The organism is Nostoc sp. (assembly GCF_036919675.1).
In the GTDB taxonomy this organism is placed as follows: Bacteria; Cyanobacteriota; Cyanobacteriia; order Cyanobacteriales; family Nostocaceae; genus Nostoc.
In genome coordinates this window covers 51,638-69,637 of sequence record NZ_JBALCP010000120.1, presented here as the reverse complement: position 1 = coordinate 69,637, position 18,000 = coordinate 51,638, and the positions used below count along the sequence as shown (strand labels likewise).

Below are 18,000 nucleotides of genomic sequence, written 5' to 3'. Positions count from 1 at the left end.
TGACCACTCTTCATCTGTTAAACTGCTTGAGTACATAAGTAATAAAAAATACTTTTAATCTCCCGGTACACCAGATCCCAAATGGGTTCTATACATCTGCGAGGCACAGATTAAGTATTTTTATGAATATTTCTACAACTACTAGGCAATACATTCTCATAGCCCCACATATCAGGACGCTACAGGTTACGGCTTTCTATGAGACGGTAGGCGATTAATTCACAATAGAAATTGCGTATGAGCGATGCAGCGATGGTAACAGCTATTTGCTGTGGGAATATCGCTTGAAAATAGTCGCAGCAACAACGAAACGCTGGATTAATTAACAGATGGAAGTTGTTGCAAACAGGTAGCAAATGGCGTGAATGACTTACACAGTCCTGTTGCATACCGAACAAATGCTTTCTCACTTACGCATAGAAATTGCTAATTTACTACATTAATACTTTGGTTAATTATCATGCCGAAATTCTATCTTCACCGAGCTGGGAAGATACCCACTGCTGTTCATCCCTTTGTCAAACAGACGATTCCCCAAGACAAACACAAGCCCCGTCTACTTCCAGGGAAAATTATTCAAGGTATGCAAAATATTGCAATGTCGATGTATGGGAGGATTTATACAGCGTTAGCTTTGCTCGCCGTAGGCATCGCCGACTGTGGGCGGTTATGCCATCGCTCATCTGATTCGGGACGAGCAACGAGCAAACCGTTAGCTCGACTCAAATAATGAGTTAAACTGCAAATCCTCTTTCGACTTTGCCCCTCTGCTTTATTGTCAAGGGTTCCTGCTACAAAATTCATGGCTACGAGATTCGGGCAAAAAATCTATCTACGGTAGGCGTACAGGAGCGTTCAAAACAATGTCAATTTTTGTAATTGGTTTTCTTCTGCTTTTGGTGGTAGGAATTGCGACTTATTTCCTGACTGCCCGTAAGTATCAATCCTCAGCTACAGTCGCCAATTCCTATGATCAATGGACTCTTGACGGCATCCTAGAGTTTTATTGGGGGGAACACATTCACCTCGGTCATTACGGTTCGCCGCCACGACAGAAGGATTTTTTGGCTGCTAAATCTGACTTTGTACATGAAATGGTTAAATGGGGTGGAATAGAAAAATTACCTCCTGGTACTACCGTTTTAGATGTTGGCTGTGGTATTGGCGGCAGCAGCCGGATTTTAGCGCGAGATTATGGGTTTGCCGTAACAGGGATTACGATCAGCCCACAGCAGGTGAAACGCGCCCAGGAGTTAACGCCCCAAGAGCTAAGTGCCCAGTTTGCAGTCGATGATGCGATGGCATTATCGTTTCCAGATGCCAGTTTTGATGTGGTCTGGTCAATCGAGGCAGGCCCTCACATGCCAGATAAAGCTGTTTTTGCTAGAGAATTAATCCGGGTGCTAAAGCCTGGTGGAGTGTTGGTTGTAGCTGACTGGAATCAGAGGGATGACCGCCAAAAGCCGCTAAATTTCTGGGAGAAACCAGTGATGCGACAACTCCTAGATCAGTGGTCTCATCCAGCTTTTTCTAGCATTGAGGGATTCTCCGAACTTTTAGCAGAGACTTCCTTAGTCGAGGGCGAAGTAATTACGGCAGACTGGACGCAAGAAACGCTTCCTTCTTGGTTAGATTCGCTCTGGCAAGGGGTGGTTCGACCGAGCGGATTTCTGCGTTTTGGACTGTCTGGTTTCATCAAGTCTGTGCGCGAGGTGCCGACGTTTTTGCTGATGCGTTTGGCGTTTGGTGCAGGGCTGTGTCGATTTGGAATGTTCCGCGCTGTGCGGGCGAACGGGAGTACAGAATTGATGGACAGAAATTTTGCCAACCAAACTCCCTCAGGCTTGGTTAAGTAGCGATGCCTGCGGCGGGCTGCGCCTACGCATGATGACCAATTTTGAGTTTCCAGCCATGACTCCATCGCCAAATCCATCTTTGGTGAACTGCGATGTAATTATTGTCGGCGGCGGCATTTCGGGTTTGACGCTAGCCTGTGGATTGCAATCATCAGGTCTGCAAATTTTAGTAGAAGCACAACAGGAGCAGCAAGCAACAGAGCGATCGCTAGGTCAAAAACTCACAAAAATTGTGCCTAGCAGTGTCAAGTGTCAAAATCTGGTTTCATTAAATCCTCAAAACACAACTACTTCTATTTTAGAGAACTTAGGGTTTATCCCTGGATGTCTTGGGTTTGCAGCGTACAGCATTCACGAATTTAGCAAGCGCTGAAGAGACAGACACCAAAGAAAGTGCGATGGCGTAACCGCTGGGCAATTTCTTGATATGATGTGTTGCAAATCTGATGCAATACGGTTCGGCGTAATTGAACCGACGGTACAGTGAAACTGGGGAGCGCGATCGCTCTCCAAAATGGGATGTAACCGTTGTAGTAAGCTATGACCACTCCCTACAAATGTTCGTAAAAATTCAGTATCCCAACGGATGGTAACGCTGCGTATGCGATCGCCTGCACAACAGCAAGCTGAAAAAGCACAACGTTTGGCAGCAAAATTGCGAGAGTTAAATATCGACCCAGATACAATTTAGCCTACCGCGATCGCTATTTTTTCAGTAATGCTGAGTGAAGTAGAAAGTACTCACTACTTATTGCAGTGAAGAATCCACAGTCTTGAGTAATTGACCCGATTTTTTAACTCAGCACTTTTTATTCATTTATGACTCAACACGAGCGCACTTTTGTGTTAATATGCGAAAGAATCTCGGTTCTAGTGGGGAACAGCCATTAGAGGAAACGGGGAAAGTCCGGTGTAAATCCGGCGCTGTCCCGCAGCTGTAATCAAGGACTGCCTTGTGAGTCAGAATGCCCGCCGAAGTTGACTTGTAAATTTTGTACATCTGCGAGGCACAGATAAGTATTTTTATGAAGACTTCTACAATTACTAGACTTTACATTCTCATAGCCACACATATTAAGACGCTACAGGTTACAGCTTTCTGTGAGATGGTAGGTAGTTAATTCCGGGTATAAATTGCGTAGGCGTAGCCCGCACTTCTCTACGAGACGCTGCGCGAACGACAAGCTCAGTGACCATCGTAGACATCGCTCGTACTAATTATCTCTGGCGTAACTATTCACAAAAAAGAACAGATATGTGCGACTCGTTGGCTAGAAACCAAGCCCACAAAGGGTTGGGGGGATTAGCCACAAGGAGAAATAAGGAGCAATCCTGAATCAAACTTGATAACTGAGTGACCATGAGGGTGTGAACCCCTCCCCTGTAGATGCCAGCTGAAAGCATTTTCCCTACGGTAGCGACTAGCCATCAATCCGTAAAGCGGGAATAAAAGCCCTTCCACACTCCTAGTCCAAGCTAGTGCGGGGCAAGCAAAAGAGTCCATGAGTAAAGCTTAGGCTTGAATTCACGTCTGAACCATCGTTATCTTTAACCAGCAAAACGGACTGATTAGCTGGAAGCCAAAAGGCAAAGGATAAGAGGTTAGCGGATGTATCCCCGACTAACAGCATCTCCAAATAAACCCAGTGGAAAGTGGAACTCTAAAGACTCATAGTATGGTCATTCGGAACGATGTAACCCTCCGTAAGCTCTCAGAGAGGTCGAATACTCTGAGTAGGTGCTAACCAGATGCCACGGATGGGAAGGATTGAGTCAAAAGCCAAACGCCTTGCTGTAATGGCAGGGATATGCTGACAGACTTACGGTAATAAGGAATGAATAGTTTTGAGTAGCAGTATAAATGTCTAAAACGCTGAACAATCAGACGGTGGAATGGAACCAAACAAACTGGCGTTTGCTGGAACGTAGGGTTTATAAGCTGCAAAAGAGAATATTCAAAGCCTCTAGTCGTGGTGATTTAAAAGCAGTCCGCAGACTCCAAAAGACTTTGATGAGGTCTTGGTCGGCAAGAATGCTGGCGGTACGTCGCGTTACACAGGATAACCAGGGCAAAAAGACAGCCGGAGTAGACGGAGTAAAATTACTCTCGCCCGTCCAAAGGTTGGCAATGGTGAAAAATCTTGAGTTAAAGGGGAAATCCAAGCCCACCCGTCGGGTATGGATTGACAAACCGGGTACAGACGAAAAACGTCCTCTCGGTATTCCCACGATGTACGACAGAACGCTTCAGGCATTGGTTAAGCTAGCGCTTGAAGCCGAGTGGGAAGCAAGATTTGAACCCAACTCTTATGGGTTTCGACCAGGACGCTCATGCCATGATGCTATCGATGCCATTTTCAATGCAATTAGGCATAAAGCTAAATATGTGCTGGACGCAGACATTGCCAAATGCTTCGATAGAATAAACCAAGGGGAACTTCTCAGAAAATTAAATACATTTCCGACTCTCAGACGCCAAATAAACTCTTGGCTCAAGTCGGGGGTGATGGATGGAAAACAACTGTTCCCCACATCTGAGGGTACGCCACAAGGGGGAGTCATTTCTCCGTTATTGGCAAATATCGCCCTCCACGGGATGGAAGAACGGATGAAGCAGGTAGCAGAAAAACTACCAGGGGATAAACAGAATAACCGCAATTCCCTAAGCCTAATCCGGTACGCCGACGACTTTGTGATAATACACAAAGATTTAACTGTTGTCCAAAGATGTAAAGAGATAATCTCTGATTGGTTAAATGGCATGGGTTTGGAATTGAAACCAAGTAAAACACGCCTTACCCATACGTTATCTGAACACAATGGGCAAGACGTGGGGTTTAACTTCCTGGGTTTTCACGTCAGGCAGTACCCAGTAGGAAAATATAACACAGGTTGTAATTCTCAAGGGAAACCACTTGGATTCAAGACACTCATCAAACCCAGCAAGGAAAAATTAAAGGTACACTACAATCGGATTGCAAAAGTAATAGACCAGCATAAAGCAGCCTCACAATCTGCGCTAATAGTCCATTTAAACCCAATTATTAGAGGGTGGGCGAACTATTACCGGACGGTTGTTGACAAAAGCCTTATTACTGAGGAGCCGTGTGAGGTGAAAGTCTCACGCACGGTTTTGAAGACGAGCGGTTTTCGTGAGGGAATCGCTTAGTTTAACGCTTATTTATTTGGCTAATGTTCGTGCCCAATAAATTAAACGCCCTTCCACATCACCTGCAAATTAGTAGAGAGGCGAAATTGAACTTCGTCACACATCTCTACTTCGTGATATCTGCGGTTAAAACTTCTTTCTTGCGATCGCAAAATTAATCAACAAACAACACACTTTATATGCATAAAATTCCCGTCACAGTCATTACAGGATTTCTAGGCGCAGGCAAAACGACATTAATTCGCCATTTACTCCAAAACAATGAAGGGCGACGCATTGCTGTTTTGGTGAATGAATTTGGAGAAATCGGAATTGATGGCGAACTATTGCGTGATTGCCAAGTTTGTGACGATCAAGAAGACCCCAACAGTAATATTGTTGAACTCACCAATGGTTGTCTGTGCTGCACGGTGCAAGAGGAATTCTTACCAGCAATGCAAGAATTACTGAAGCGACGCGATCGCCTTGACTGTATGTTGATTGAAACCTCTGGACTAGCGCTACCAAAACCATTGGTGCAAGCATTTCGCTGGCCGGAAATTCGCACAGGGGCTACAGTGGACGGCGTAATCACTGTGGTGGACTGTGAAGCGTTAGCAACTAATCAATATGTAGGCGATTTAGCAGCTCTTTTAGCACAGCGACAAGCCGACTCTAGCATAGAACACGAAACACCGATTGAGGAACTATTTGAAGATCAGCTGGCTTGTGCTGATTTAGTGTTGCTGACTAAGAGCGATCGCGTTGATTCCCAAACGCAAGTTAGAGTACAGGATTGGCTAAAGCAGAACTTATCTCCTGGTGTAAAAGTCATTCCTTGCCAGGACGGTAAAATCAGTAGCAATTTGTTACTCGGTTTCAACGCTGCGGTAGAAGATAACTTAGATAGTCGTCCCAGTCACCACGACAACGAAGCCGAACACGAACATGATGAAGGGATTAATGCAGTGCAACTAGTGCTAGACCGAGCATTTGAGCCGGCTGTCTTGGTTAAACGTTTGCAAACATTGGTACAACAGCAAGAAATTTACCGAATTAAGGGATTTGTAGCAGTTCCGAATAAAGCCATGCGTATGGTATTACAGGGTGTTGGTAATCGATTTGACTACTTTTATGACCGGACTTGGCAACCCCATGAACCCCGTCAAACACGATTAGTGTTGATTGGACGGGAGCTTGAGCAGGTTCGCATTGAGTCATTGGTGTTGGGGGAGGAAGTGAATGCGACCTTCTAATAGTGTCTGGCAAGGAAATTTTGGCTACTGGCAAAACAGCTTTATTTATAACAATCTGCTGGTAATCGGTTACACAGGATGGAAGGGATTTCAGTCATTTGGGCGGGGAGTTGTTATTTGTGATGTGGATACTCAAGTTACTCACCCGACAATTACAAGTCTTGATACAGTTCCCTTCACCCTCCAATTTCTCCCCTCCGATCTGATTAGGTTTTACTTGCGATCGTTTCAGGATTCCGGAGCTATATCGCAATCAATCTGCTCATCCATGATTTCATCAATTTTCCCCGCAGTCGCAACATACAATCCCCATCAAGATATTCTTCTGGTACTAAAAGCTGAACCTCAGATTGAGGTCAATTTCTTACACCAACTAAAAATTACTCCACCGGATTGCTACGAACAAGTTTGCAAGCGTTGGTCAGAGTTTAATCCAAGTCTAATGCCGTAAAACTTAGTTTATTCCTCAATGCTCAAGCCAAAATCAAGCAATATTCCGAAACCTACTCGCTACCAAAATGCGGCGATAGATTATTACATGGGACTCACAAATTCCTCCTATCTCCATTACGGGTATTGGGAACCACTATCTACTCATGGTGAAGAATTAACTCTAACTCGCCTGCGTGTGGCTCAGTCAGCTATATGCAGCAAAGCTTTTGAGTTTTATCCCAGAAGGTACAAAAACTGTGCTTGACGTGGGCTGTGGTATTGGTGGTAACGCAGTATATTTGTGCGTTCGCGGTTTGGGTGTTGAAGGATTAGCACCCGACGCACTCCAACAAGAAAGGTTTATCAAGAATACCAATTCTCAAGTCCCTTTCTACTTAACAAGATTTGAAGATTTTCCCACTTCACGCTCCTACGACCTAGTTCTGTTTAGCGAAAGTAGCCAGTATATTGCTGTTGACGATTTGGCTCAGGGTGCGGCTCGTTTACTAAGTAGTGGTGGCTACCTGCTGCTTGCAGATATGATGCGTTCTGACGGCGAATACAAAGAAGGTATTTTTTCTAACTGTCATGTCACCAGTGAACTCCAGGCGACTTTAGTGCAGGCTAGATTCAATTTAACCAAGACTGAGGACATCTCCAGCCAAGTTGCACCAACCATTGACTTGTGTGTTGATAACTTCCGTACTTTTGGGCTGACAACGGTCAAATATATTGCGAATGTTGTGGCGATAGCGAAGCGCTACGGCGTTCGCAAAGCGTCTCGCACAGAAGCGCCGAACGCACTTCCACCATTATACACGATCGCTCGTTTAGCGTTTAAGCGTTGGTTGGAAAAACCGATTATTGAGGAATTAGCAGCACGCGCTATTTTTGAAAGCTATTTATGTTATTCCATCCAACTCTGGCAGTTATCAAAAGGAGTTTAATCAATATGACCCCAGAAATAAACACCAAAGATTGGCAACAAGCTTTTATCGCCACCAATATATTAGCAATTGGTTATAACGCTGGGATCGGTTATTTAGGAGGAGAACGTGGTGTCATAATTTGTAGTACTAACTCTCCGCATTTAGGTATGGCTGGCGAAATATTTAAAGCGCATTTTATTCCGCGTAAAAATCTCGCAGCTTTCTTAAATGCTTGGTTAGCAGCACCCGATACCGTACTGTTGCAAAGACACTTCATGAATGCTCATATTCTCGAAGCTGTAGATAAGTATAATCCGCAGACTGATGTTGTGTTCTTGTTAGAGTATGGTCATCAAGCTGAGTTTTTCTATTTAACTAATCTACCAATTACACCACCGCAATGTTATCAAACTGTGTGCAAAGAATGGGCAGAATTTCAACCTCAGCATACCCTCTCAATAGGAACAAAAACACAATGAGACTCATCGAAAATAAAAAATCAGCTTTCTGGTTTTATCGCTTTGTCCCAATTGCGATGTATAAAGCTTTAATAGCAAAGTTAAAAACTCCAAGACCATAGTCTTAAAAAATTCAAAACTATTTATTCAAAGAGTGGGTAATTAAATTATATTTATCCACCATATCTTGTAGTATTTTTGATTAATGAATATTTTTAATCTACTATAAAAAGTGATTAAAATTTTCTCATGATTGATGGTAAATATATTGATATTTATTTAGAAAAAAATTAAAATTTAATTTGGATGCTAAAAATAAACTGACATTGAAAATGAAGGGTGTTATGGTTGTGCAGTCCAATCGCATAGTTGGGATAAAGTAGTGAAAAAACTACCCCTGATTTTATTTGCAAGCTCAACATTTGTTAGTTCGTTACTCCTAAATTTATTCTTAGAAAAATCCGCGAAAGCAGATAATCCCAACCAGGAGAAATTACCGGAGAATGCTTCTACAAATAATGCTCATACAGCTACTTTAAATTGTGAACGTCAAAACTGTAGTGTAAATGCACATTTAGCAACTTTTAATCGCCTATTTCTCGCAAAAGCCGACAATTCTCAAGCTGATAATCAAAAGGTGATAGAACTAAATATGACAGATGAGGAAAGTGACGCTGCGATCGCTAAATTTGGTTGTGACTGTCCTAAAGCGATAAATGCGCTGCGTCAGACAAGGGGAATCACTATCGGAGTAGAAGGTGAGTATCTTCCACCAACAGAGAAAATCACACCCTGTACAGATAAAAACACACAGAGCGATTCTCAATCAACTACTTTTCAATAGAAAAATACCAAGTTAGTGGGTGCTTTTATAGTAATTTGTGAAAACTTTGTCCACCCGTTTTTTAAGGGGTGTGAATTAAATTATACTGACTTTCATAAAACCGAATCTATATTTACTATCCAAAATTCTTGACATTAGATATTTTCTTGCTTATGATTTTCGATCAGTTCTGGTTTCATTCACTTCCCAACAAATCTCTGTCAGAGGACGTTTTAAATTGCCATAAGGTATAGTTTTGCTGTTAATACTTTGGTTGATTGGGGCGAAAAATTGATTGAGGTTTTAGGCATTTACTGAGATGCTTCACTGTGCTAAGTATGAAAGCAAAAGACCCTTTTCAAACATTCTTTAAAGAAATTCAATATTCTCCTCACTATACTGTATGAAATTACGCTGGTTATTGTTGAGCTTAATTAGTGTTTTGCTGCTATCCTCTCCTGCAAAAGCAACTCGATTAGAATCCTGGCACTTTGACCCCACTCAAAATCAGCTTGACCTAACCACTGACTCAGGTATTCAACCTAGAATTTTTTTAATTGATAACCCTAAAAGGCTTGTCATTGATTTATCGGGAACTATTTTGGGCTATCCTACAACCAAACAAAACTTTGGTTCAGCAATTCGAGAAATTCGGGTAGCACAGCTTGACTCCCAAACTACCAGACTCGTAATTGAATTAGCATCCGGTTATACTGTCTCTCCCCAAAGTGTAATAGTTAAGGGAGATTCTCCCTCTCATTGGGTCATCAAATTATCATCAATTGAAAAAGACAAAATGCCTGCGACGGGAATTATAGAATGGGGAATACAAACTGGGGAACAATCCTCCCAAACACCAATCTCGATTACCCCTAATCTCCAGAAAAAATCCAAACTTCTCTTATTTCAACGCCAAGGGCCTTTACAAAATATTCTAGGTATTAATCAGCCTAGTCTACCAGATATACTCACTAAACCAGTCAATGCTTCTATGTTTGCCGGGGTAGTTTCTTTAGGTCAGGAACTACCACAACTAAAATCTCAAATTAATGCATTGATGGCTCGCTACAGTTTCCTCAAGCCGGGGATGTTTTTTGTGGATTTAGAGACGGGTAACTATTTGGATATTAGTGGCAACAAAGTATTTCCAGCTGCGAGTACGATTAAGTTCCCAATTCTGATTGCTTTATTTGAGAAAATAGACGCTGGCAAAGTTAAGCTAAATGATACCCTGGTAATGCGGCGAGACTTGGTTGCAAGTGGCTCTGGAGATTTGCAGTATACACCTGTGGGAACCAAGTTGACTGTGCTGCAAACCATAAACAAAATGATTAGTATCAGCGACAATACCGCCACAAACATGATTATTGACCGTTTGGGTGGTAAGGCAATATTGAATCAGCGGTTTCACAGTTGGGGATTGAAAAATACTGTAATTCGTAATTTACTGGGAGATTTCAAGGGAACTAATACGACTAGTCCTGCCGACTTAGTAAAATTGTCAGCATTGATTCAATATCACAAGTTAATTTCAGATGCGAGTCGCTCCCAGGCTTTAGACATTTTAAATCATTGTCATAACAGAAAGTTGCTGGCAGCTGGTTTGGGTTCGGGAGCGATAATTGCTCATAAAACAGGGGATATTGGGTTTGTCATTGGGGATGCAGGTATTATAGAGATGTCCAATGGCAAGCGTTACTTAGCAGGGATTTTTGTGAGAAGACCTTACAATGACACCAGAGGTAGGGATTTTGTTCGTCAAGTTTCTCATCTGGTATATACATACTTATACCAACCAAAATTAACTCAGTTACCTTAAGGAATGTGGATTAAACAAAATCCAAACTTCTGTTTTGTAGCCTCCACAAAGGTGCGTTAGGAACGTAAGACACCTGACGAAATTAAATCTACAATGTCCGCAAAGTCCCCTGTACTGACAGTTAGGGGATTTCCTTTATGCGTGTTAACGGGAGCATAAGTATAATTCCATATCCAGGAAGTGATATGGAGAATCAAAATTGTTATCAACTAAATTTACATGCAGACAGTAACTGTGGTAATCTGACACATAACTGTCGGTTCTGATGGGGAGCAGCCATCAGGTGCAAAGGGGAAAGTTTGGTGTAAATCCGGCGCTGTCCCGCAGCTGTAATGAGACAAATGTAAGGTGTCTCAAAGTCAGAATACCCGCCGACTCACTCTAGACACAAAACATTTATCTGCGAGGTACAGATGATATATATGATTAAGAAATTTCATGGGTACAAATATCGTTTTAAGACAGTACCCTCTGCAAGTTTTACTACTTCGCTTCGCTGTTAGTAACAATACTCAATTTTAGATAGTTATGTAAAAATTTGGGTATCCATAAAGAATACCACAATGTCTTTTTTGCTATCCAAATAGTATCCACCATGATCTAGGTATGGCAGGATTTCAGCAAGCTAGTTCAAGCCTAAATCCCAAAAACTCATAGCACAAATAAATACCTGAATTTACTGAAAACGAGGAGTTTGATGTCCACTTCCCGTATAGTTATTTATTGTGAATTTTTCTCAAAAATCTTCGTTTTTACCGCAACCTATGGGATGGTATGTGGAGGAAATGTAGCGATGCCTGCGGCGGGCTACGCCTACGCTAATCAAGTTCCACAAATATCTGAGTTTTCCAAGCACGAAGGTACTGCAAGAGACTTACAACCAGTTGCACAAATAACACCTGAGAAGACTCCAGCATCCACAGAAGAACCAGATATTGAATTAACAGTCATCGACAAGCTATTGAATGAACCCGTTTACTCACCCTTTCGCCGAGAGGGGACAGTGAAAGATTCCACCCGTCCGGTTTACGTCATTACCGGTGAAGAAATGGAAGCGCAAGGTGCTAGAACTGTCAGAGAAGCGCTAAAATTTCTTCCTGGTATTTTGCCTGATGGTACAGTTGGCACAGAAGTAAACGCCTTAAGCGGTCAATTTATCCGAGGTTCTAACTCTGCACAAGTCTTAATTTTGCTTGATGGTAGACCGATTAACGATTTAGGTTCCGGTGGTTTTGACCTTTCAGAATTTACTACCAATATTGTTGAAAGAATGGAAGTATTACCGGGTGGTGGTTCTACCCTTTATGGTTCTGATGCGATTGGGGGAGTGATTAACATTATCACTCGGCGTCCCACAGAAAAAGTGACAACACAAGCGGGAGTCACCCTTGGCGCTTATGGGCTAAATCAGCAGACTATCAACAATAGCGGCAGAGTAGGGAATATTTCTTGGGTTGTAGGTTACAACCGTACCGAAGCCGAAAATAATTATCCTTTTTCCATCCCAAAAGCCAACTTTGAGGGAACCAGGAAAAATAATGACACTCTCTACAATAACTTTAATGTCAAGTTAGAGCCGAATTTAGGTTCTCGCAATACCATAACCCTCTCAACCCTATATTTAGGTAAAGACCAAGGAGTACCAGGAGGAGTCCCCATTCCTGAACCATTATATGGTCAAGGTTATTTTAACTCGTTGACGGATAGCGATCGCAAATACACAGACCAAGTTCTCACCGATTTAACCTGGAACTCAAAACTAGGAAGTGGGGATGATTCACTGCTAACAGCAAAAGTTTACGCAGATTTCCTTAACACTCGCTATGATAGTCGCAATTCATCCCAAGCACGATATGATAACGGGCAAACTTCTTATGGATTGCAAACACAACATAGTTGGAAATTTGCTAATAATCAAACCCTAGTTTATGGCTTTGATTACCGCAATGTGGCAGCTACTAACAGTACATTCGACTTTTCTGCTAATACAAAAACAGTCACTTACGACGATAGTATTAGTCAAGGGGCGCTATTTGCTAGATATGAAATTAACTTTACCCCTAGCTTCATTGCCAACTTAGGTTTACGCCAAGATTTTAGCAGCTTGACAAATGGTTCATTTACATCACCGAGTGTCGGGACAAAATTTGCAGTTACCGACTCTACCAGCCTGAGAGCTAATTATATCAAGAATTTCCGCGCACCGAATCTTTTTAGCTTATATGCCAATGGTAGTACTTACGTTGGAAATCCTAATCTTCGTCCAGAAAAAGGCGATAGTTATGATATTGGAATAGACCAGAAGTTAGGTAATTTTGGTTTATTGCGCTTGACCTATTTCAACAACACAATATCAGATTTAATCGCTTATAACTTTGCTGTTCCTGTAGCTACTTACGAAAATATTGGTAAGGTTCGTACTACGGGAATCGAAGCAGTTTTAAATTTGCAGCTAGCAAAGAATATCTATGCTTTTGTTAGTTATACAGCAAATGATCCGCGGATTTTAAAAAGTACAAACTCTGCCGAAGTTGATAAAGAATTACGGTTTGCCGGCGCAGATAGTTTAAATGCAGGACTTTCTTATGAAACTCGTGAAGGTTTATATGCTGGAATACTGATGCATTCTTTAGGTGCATATCCAATAAACAATACCAATACAGAATCTTTATCTGGGTACACTACTTTTGATTGGAAAATGCGGGTTAGTATCAGTGATACATTAGTGTTAACAGGCAGTGGAGATAATATCTTTAACCAAAGATACCAATTATTCCCTGGTTTTCCTGATGGGGGGAGAGTTTTTCAAGTTGGTTTAAGTTCAACATTTTGATGGAATAAGGTGACTAATATAAGGAGAATATCTCATGTCTGAATTCAATTCTTGGGTAACACCATTAAATCAAGTTGTCACTGAGGCTTTATCTACGGAAGGGTCTATTGAATATGAATATTTGGATTGTGGGAGTGATATTTTGTCATTGCTACTTTACACTTTATTTGAGCAAAATTGGCCGCAGGTTGGGGTAGGGCATATTGTTCAAGGAGGTGTATTAGAATTAGAATTTAATGCTCCACCCAAAATTTGTATCCTCTATGATGGATATCTCACAGTAGTCACAGAAGGCTGGCATTTGCACCTATGTATAGAGGCTAATTTAGGTGGCCCTCATTGTAAGACTCCTTTGGAATTAAGGCAACAAGGTCAAGTAAATCGTGCTGCATTTTATCGACGGTTTAATGCAGAAGGTGTCCCTAGAAGTTAGGGAATCGATTTTTGGAATGGTGCAGATGAAAACCTTATGACTATTTTCTTGCCAAATCCATATGTAGAAGGTGAAAATTTATTACCAGAAGCCAAGCCTAACTTATCAAAATTAGCTCTTTATCAGGAACTACGAGATATCCATGTATTGGGAAACAAACCTATACCGTTTACCAAAAATCCCCTAAAACATTCTTATATCTCAGTTTGCACTTCAACTCGCTGTCTTCCTTCACGGAAATGGCAACCTACATTTGATGCTTTAAAATCAGCAGTGGAAAAAGCAGGTGTGGAAGTGGAAGTGAGAACATCTGGCTGTTTGGAAGTTTGCCAACTAGGATCAGTTGTATTTTATTCAAATGATAGAACTTGGTACAGTCGTGTTAACCAGAATGTTGCTGAAATTATTGTTAATGAACATTTAGTAAAAGGTAACAAAGTTACTGAATATTGCTATTCACCAGATTCCGTGTAGTTTATCCTTTTTTTATCTCATACAAAGATATAAAGCACTTTTTATTTATCTCATCCTCTTTTACTCTAACTCTTTGCATGAAAAAAATATTTTTATGAAACCCATGAAATTGGTAAAAACTTATCATCCAAAACCCATAATTTTTTTATGCCAATTACTTTTAATAGCAACTTTAATAATTGCCTGCAATAGTACAGCGATTAACATATCTACTAAGACCAACAATAACGCCTGTATTCAAAAATATGACCTCAAAACTGATTATTTCCCTAATAAAATCAAGATTACCCATGCAACAGGCTTGGCAGTAGAGTATCATAAACACTATAAAGTCGTCACAATCAAAAACCCTTGGCAGAATGCTAAGACAGGTTTTCAATATGTTCTAGTTCAATGTGGAACTCCTACGCCACAAGGATTTAATCAAACACAGGTAATTACAGTACCAGTAAATTCTATAGTCTCTCTTTTTACTACTCATTTACCGCACTTAGCAAAGTTAGGAGTAGTTGATAAATTGATTGGTGTTAGTAATAGTAAGCAAATAAATACTCCTGATGTGGTAGAAAGAATCAAAGCTGGGAAAGTATCACAAATAGGTAATAATGACAATGTGGATATAGAGAAATTATTAGAATTAAATCCTGACTTGGTAACAACTTATGGTAGTGGAAATTCCCAAACCGATAGCTATGCCAAACTCACAGAGGCGGGTTTGAAAGTGGGGATAAATGCGGAATATATGGAAGACACACCATTGGGAAGAAGTGAATGGCTGAAATTTACGGCTTTGTTTTTTAATAAAGAAGAAAAAGCAGAAAAAATCTTTAATGAAATTGCCAATAAATATGAACAAATAGCTCAAAAAGCCAAATCTGTAAAAAATCGTCCGACTGTATTTGTTGGATTTAACTTTAAAGGAACTTGGTATACACCTGGGGGTAAAAGTTACGTAGCTAAATATCTGGCTGATGCAGGAGCAAACTACCTCTGGAGTGATGATAAATCATCTGGTAGTCTACCTCTATCTTTTGAAGTTGTTTTAGAACGTGCGGCTAATGCTGATTACTGGTTAAACTTTCGTCAATCTTGGAATACTTTAAAAGATTTAGTTGCTGAAGATAATCGTTATGCTGATTTTAAGGCTGCGAAACAGGGAAATCTTTATAATAATAATGCCCGTGTCAATGAAAGTGGAGGTAATGATTACTGGGAAGATGGTATTAGTAACCCAGATGTCGTTTTATCTGACTTGATTAAGATACTGCATCCAGATATATTACCTAATCATCAACTATTTTATTACCGCAAACTTATTTAATAATGTTAAGTGAAAAATCTAAATTGAAAATCCCCCTACTAAACCAAAAACCTCTGGCTCTAAAAATTATTATTTTTTCAAGTTTGCTGATAGGTTTAATATTTGCCTTTTTATTGGACTTAGCTTTAGGTTCAGTTGATGTTCCTATTAATGAAGTAGTCAAAATTTTGCTAGGACAAGAACCAGAAAAAGCGACATGGGGTAATATTATTCTCAAATTTCGTTTACCTAAAGCTTTAACTGCAACTTTAGCGGGTGCAGCTTTAGGTGTAAGTGGCTTGCAAATGCAAACTTTATTTAAAAATCCCTTAGCAGGACCTTTTATATTAGGAATTAGTTCTGGTGCAAGTTTAGGTGTAGCGTTAGTTGTGCTGACAGCAAGTGCTACGGGTACACCAACATTATTAGCAAATTTGGGGTATTTAGGCGATTTTGGTTTAGTTATAGCTGCAAGTCTCGGCGCAGCATCAGTTTTAGGAATGATGTTAGTTGTTTCTCGCCGAGTGCAAGACACAATGACACTACTGATTTTAGGTTTATTGTTTGGCTATGCTACGAGTGCAATTGTCAGTATACTGCTGCAATTTAGTTCAAAAGAACGTATTCAAAGTTATATCATGTGGACTTTTGGTAGTTTTGCTGGAGTGACTTGGAGACAGTTAGTTGTTTTAACTCCAGTTATACTTTTGAGTTTATTCTTAGCAGTGCTGCAATCAAAATCTTTGAATGCACTTTTACTTGGCGAATCTTATGCACGTAGTCTAGGTTTAACGGTGCAAAAAACCAGATTTTCTATTATTACTAGTGCATCTATAATTAGCAGGTGGAATTACTGCTTTTTGTGGCCCTATAGCATTTTTAGGTGTGGCAATTCCCCATCTGTGTCGTAGTCTGTTCAATACTTCCGACCATCGAATATTAATCCCTAGTGTAATAATCATGGGTGCAATATTAGCGCTAATTGCAGATTTATTTTCCCAACTTTGGGTAAGTCAGATGGTTTTACCTTTAAATGCTGTCACCGCTTTAATTGGAACTCCTGTTGTCACTTGGGTAATTCTGCGGCGTAATTCCCAAAAATCTTTTCCCTCATGAATGATGCGATTTTAACAACTCACAACCTGACTATTGGTTACAAGACATCCCGAAAAACTGTTCGGTGTGTTGCGTCTGATATTTCTGTATCTTTGGAAGCTGGGGAACTTGTGTGTTTACTTGGCCCCAATGGTGCAGGTAAATCTACATTACTGCGATCGCTCGCCGGAATGCAACCACCCATAGTAGGCCAAGTGCGACTCTTGGGAGAAAACATATATCATTTAAAACCACAAGAATTAGCAAAACGTCTAAGTTTAGTACTCACCGAGAAAGTTGATGTGGGAATGCTATCAGCCTACACCTTGGTGAGTTTGGGGCGATATCCTTACACTGACTGGTGGGGAAATTTGACACCCCAAGATGAAGCTATAGTACTTTGGGCAATTAAATCTGTAGGAGCAGTACACTTAGCAGAACGCCAAGTTAGCGAATTAAGTGATGGTGAACGTCAAAAAATCATGATTGCGCGTGCTTTGGCTCAATCAGCTATTGTTATGTTACTTGATGAGCCAACAGCATTTCTCGATTTACCACGACGGGTAGAAATTATGCAATTATTGCGCCAGTTAGTACGGGAAACTAATCAAGCAATTCTCCTTTCTACCCATGATTTAGATTTAGCTTTGCGGATTGCAGATAAAGTTTGGCTATTATCAACTAATGGCATTTTACACGTTGGCGCACCGGAAGATTTGGTATTGAGTGGTGCATTTGCTGATACTTTCCGTAGTGAAGGTGTAGAGTTTGATATTGCTTCTGGTGAATTTCATCTCCATACATACCACAAAGGAGAAATTAATGTGATAGGCGAGGGGATTGCCTCTGTGTGGACTATTCGTGCTTTAAAACGTGCAGGCTTCCAAGTTAATCAAAATAAAAATGGCTTACGAATCTCAGTAGAAGTGATAACAAAATCTAAACAAGTTTTGTGGAGAATAACAAATAGCCAGAGTGTATACACTCATCATTCGTTGTATGAAATGATTAAATTTGTGGATTGCTTATAGAAATGCTGTCCCATAAACGTTATCAAAATTTGCACAAGTTGATGGCTATAAAAGGAAGTAGCAAGAGAAGTAAATGCAAAAAACGTTTATGTTATAATGGTAATCATTGCAGT

At 40.7% G+C, this 18,000-nt stretch carries 13 protein-coding genes, 2 pseudogenes and 2 riboswitches; all 15 genes and pseudogenes read left to right on the top strand.

Features of this window, described 5'->3' with window-relative positions:
* Positions 1 to 460 precede the first annotated feature (460 nt).
* Positions 461 to 730, top strand: a complete 270-nt coding sequence (locus V7K49_RS27135) for a hypothetical protein (protein ID WP_335208395.1) — start codon at positions 461 to 463, stop codon at positions 728 to 730.
* Positions 731 to 863: 133 nt separating this feature from the next.
* Positions 864 to 1,856, top strand: coding sequence for a methyltransferase domain-containing protein (locus tag V7K49_RS27130; protein WP_335208393.1), 993 nt, complete (start codon positions 864 to 866; stop codon positions 1,854 to 1,856).
* Positions 1,822 to 2,229: an FAD-binding protein gene (locus V7K49_RS27125; RefSeq protein ID WP_335208391.1), complete on the top strand. Its 408-nt coding sequence runs from the start codon at positions 1,822 to 1,824 to the stop codon at positions 2,227 to 2,229. Before V7K49_RS27130 ends, V7K49_RS27125 begins: the two co-directional genes overlap by 35 nt.
* Positions 2,230 to 2,704: 475 nt before the next feature.
* Positions 2,705 to 2,847, top strand: a riboswitch (cobalamin riboswitch).
* 870 nt (positions 2,848 to 3,717) lie between these two features.
* Positions 3,718 to 5,025 (top strand): group II intron reverse transcriptase/maturase, encoded by a 1,308-nt coding sequence (gene ltrA / locus V7K49_RS27120; RefSeq protein ID WP_334872641.1) that lies wholly within the window; start codon positions 3,718 to 3,720, stop codon positions 5,023 to 5,025.
* 179 nt (positions 5,026 to 5,204) lie between these two features.
* A complete protein-coding gene (gene cobW, locus V7K49_RS27115) occupies positions 5,205 to 6,260 on the top strand; it encodes a cobalamin biosynthesis protein CobW (protein ID WP_335208389.1) in 1,056 nt (351 codons plus the stop codon).
* Entirely contained in the window at positions 6,247 to 6,711 is a 465-nt protein-coding gene (locus V7K49_RS27110) for a hypothetical protein (protein ID WP_334872637.1), read from the top strand. Before cobW ends, V7K49_RS27110 begins: the two co-directional genes overlap by 14 nt.
* Positions 6,712 to 6,949: 238 nt before the next feature.
* A complete protein-coding gene (locus V7K49_RS27105) occupies positions 6,950 to 7,639 on the top strand; it encodes a class I SAM-dependent methyltransferase (protein ID WP_335208386.1) in 690 nt (229 codons plus the stop codon).
* A 5-nt stretch (positions 7,640 to 7,644) separates the two neighbouring features.
* Positions 7,645 to 8,100, top strand: a complete 456-nt coding sequence (locus tag V7K49_RS27100; RefSeq protein ID WP_335208384.1) for a hypothetical protein — start codon at positions 7,645 to 7,647, stop codon at positions 8,098 to 8,100.
* A gap of 361 nt (positions 8,101 to 8,461) precedes the next feature.
* Positions 8,462 to 8,923 (top strand): hypothetical protein, encoded by a 462-nt coding sequence (locus tag V7K49_RS27095; protein ID WP_335208382.1) that lies wholly within the window; start codon positions 8,462 to 8,464, stop codon positions 8,921 to 8,923.
* Between the two features lie 382 nt (positions 8,924 to 9,305).
* Positions 9,306 to 10,721 (top strand): serine hydrolase, encoded by a 1,416-nt coding sequence (locus V7K49_RS27090; RefSeq protein WP_335208381.1) that lies wholly within the window; start codon positions 9,306 to 9,308, stop codon positions 10,719 to 10,721.
* 240 nt (positions 10,722 to 10,961) lie between these two features.
* Positions 10,962 to 11,111: riboswitch (cobalamin riboswitch) on the top strand.
* A 403-nt stretch (positions 11,112 to 11,514) separates the two neighbouring features.
* Positions 11,515 to 13,554, top strand: coding sequence for a TonB-dependent receptor plug domain-containing protein (locus V7K49_RS27085; protein ID WP_335208399.1), 2,040 nt, complete (start codon positions 11,515 to 11,517; stop codon positions 13,552 to 13,554).
* Positions 13,555 to 13,588: 34 nt separating this feature from the next.
* Positions 13,589 to 14,461 (top strand): annotated as a pseudogene (locus V7K49_RS27080) ((2Fe-2S) ferredoxin domain-containing protein).
* A gap of 103 nt (positions 14,462 to 14,564) precedes the next feature.
* Positions 14,565 to 15,782 carry an ABC transporter substrate-binding protein gene (locus V7K49_RS27075; RefSeq protein WP_335208398.1) on the top strand — a complete coding sequence of 406 codons (1,218 nt, stop codon included), beginning with the start codon at positions 14,565 to 14,567 and terminating at the stop codon, positions 15,780 to 15,782.
* A gap of 2 nt (positions 15,783 to 15,784) precedes the next feature.
* Positions 15,785 to 16,877: pseudogene (locus V7K49_RS27070) on the top strand (iron chelate uptake ABC transporter family permease subunit).
* Positions 16,874 to 17,887, top strand: coding sequence for an ABC transporter ATP-binding protein (locus V7K49_RS27065; protein ID WP_335208380.1), 1,014 nt, complete (start codon positions 16,874 to 16,876; stop codon positions 17,885 to 17,887). Before V7K49_RS27070 ends, V7K49_RS27065 begins: the two are co-directional and overlap by 4 nt.
* Positions 17,888 to 18,000 lie beyond the last annotated feature (113 nt).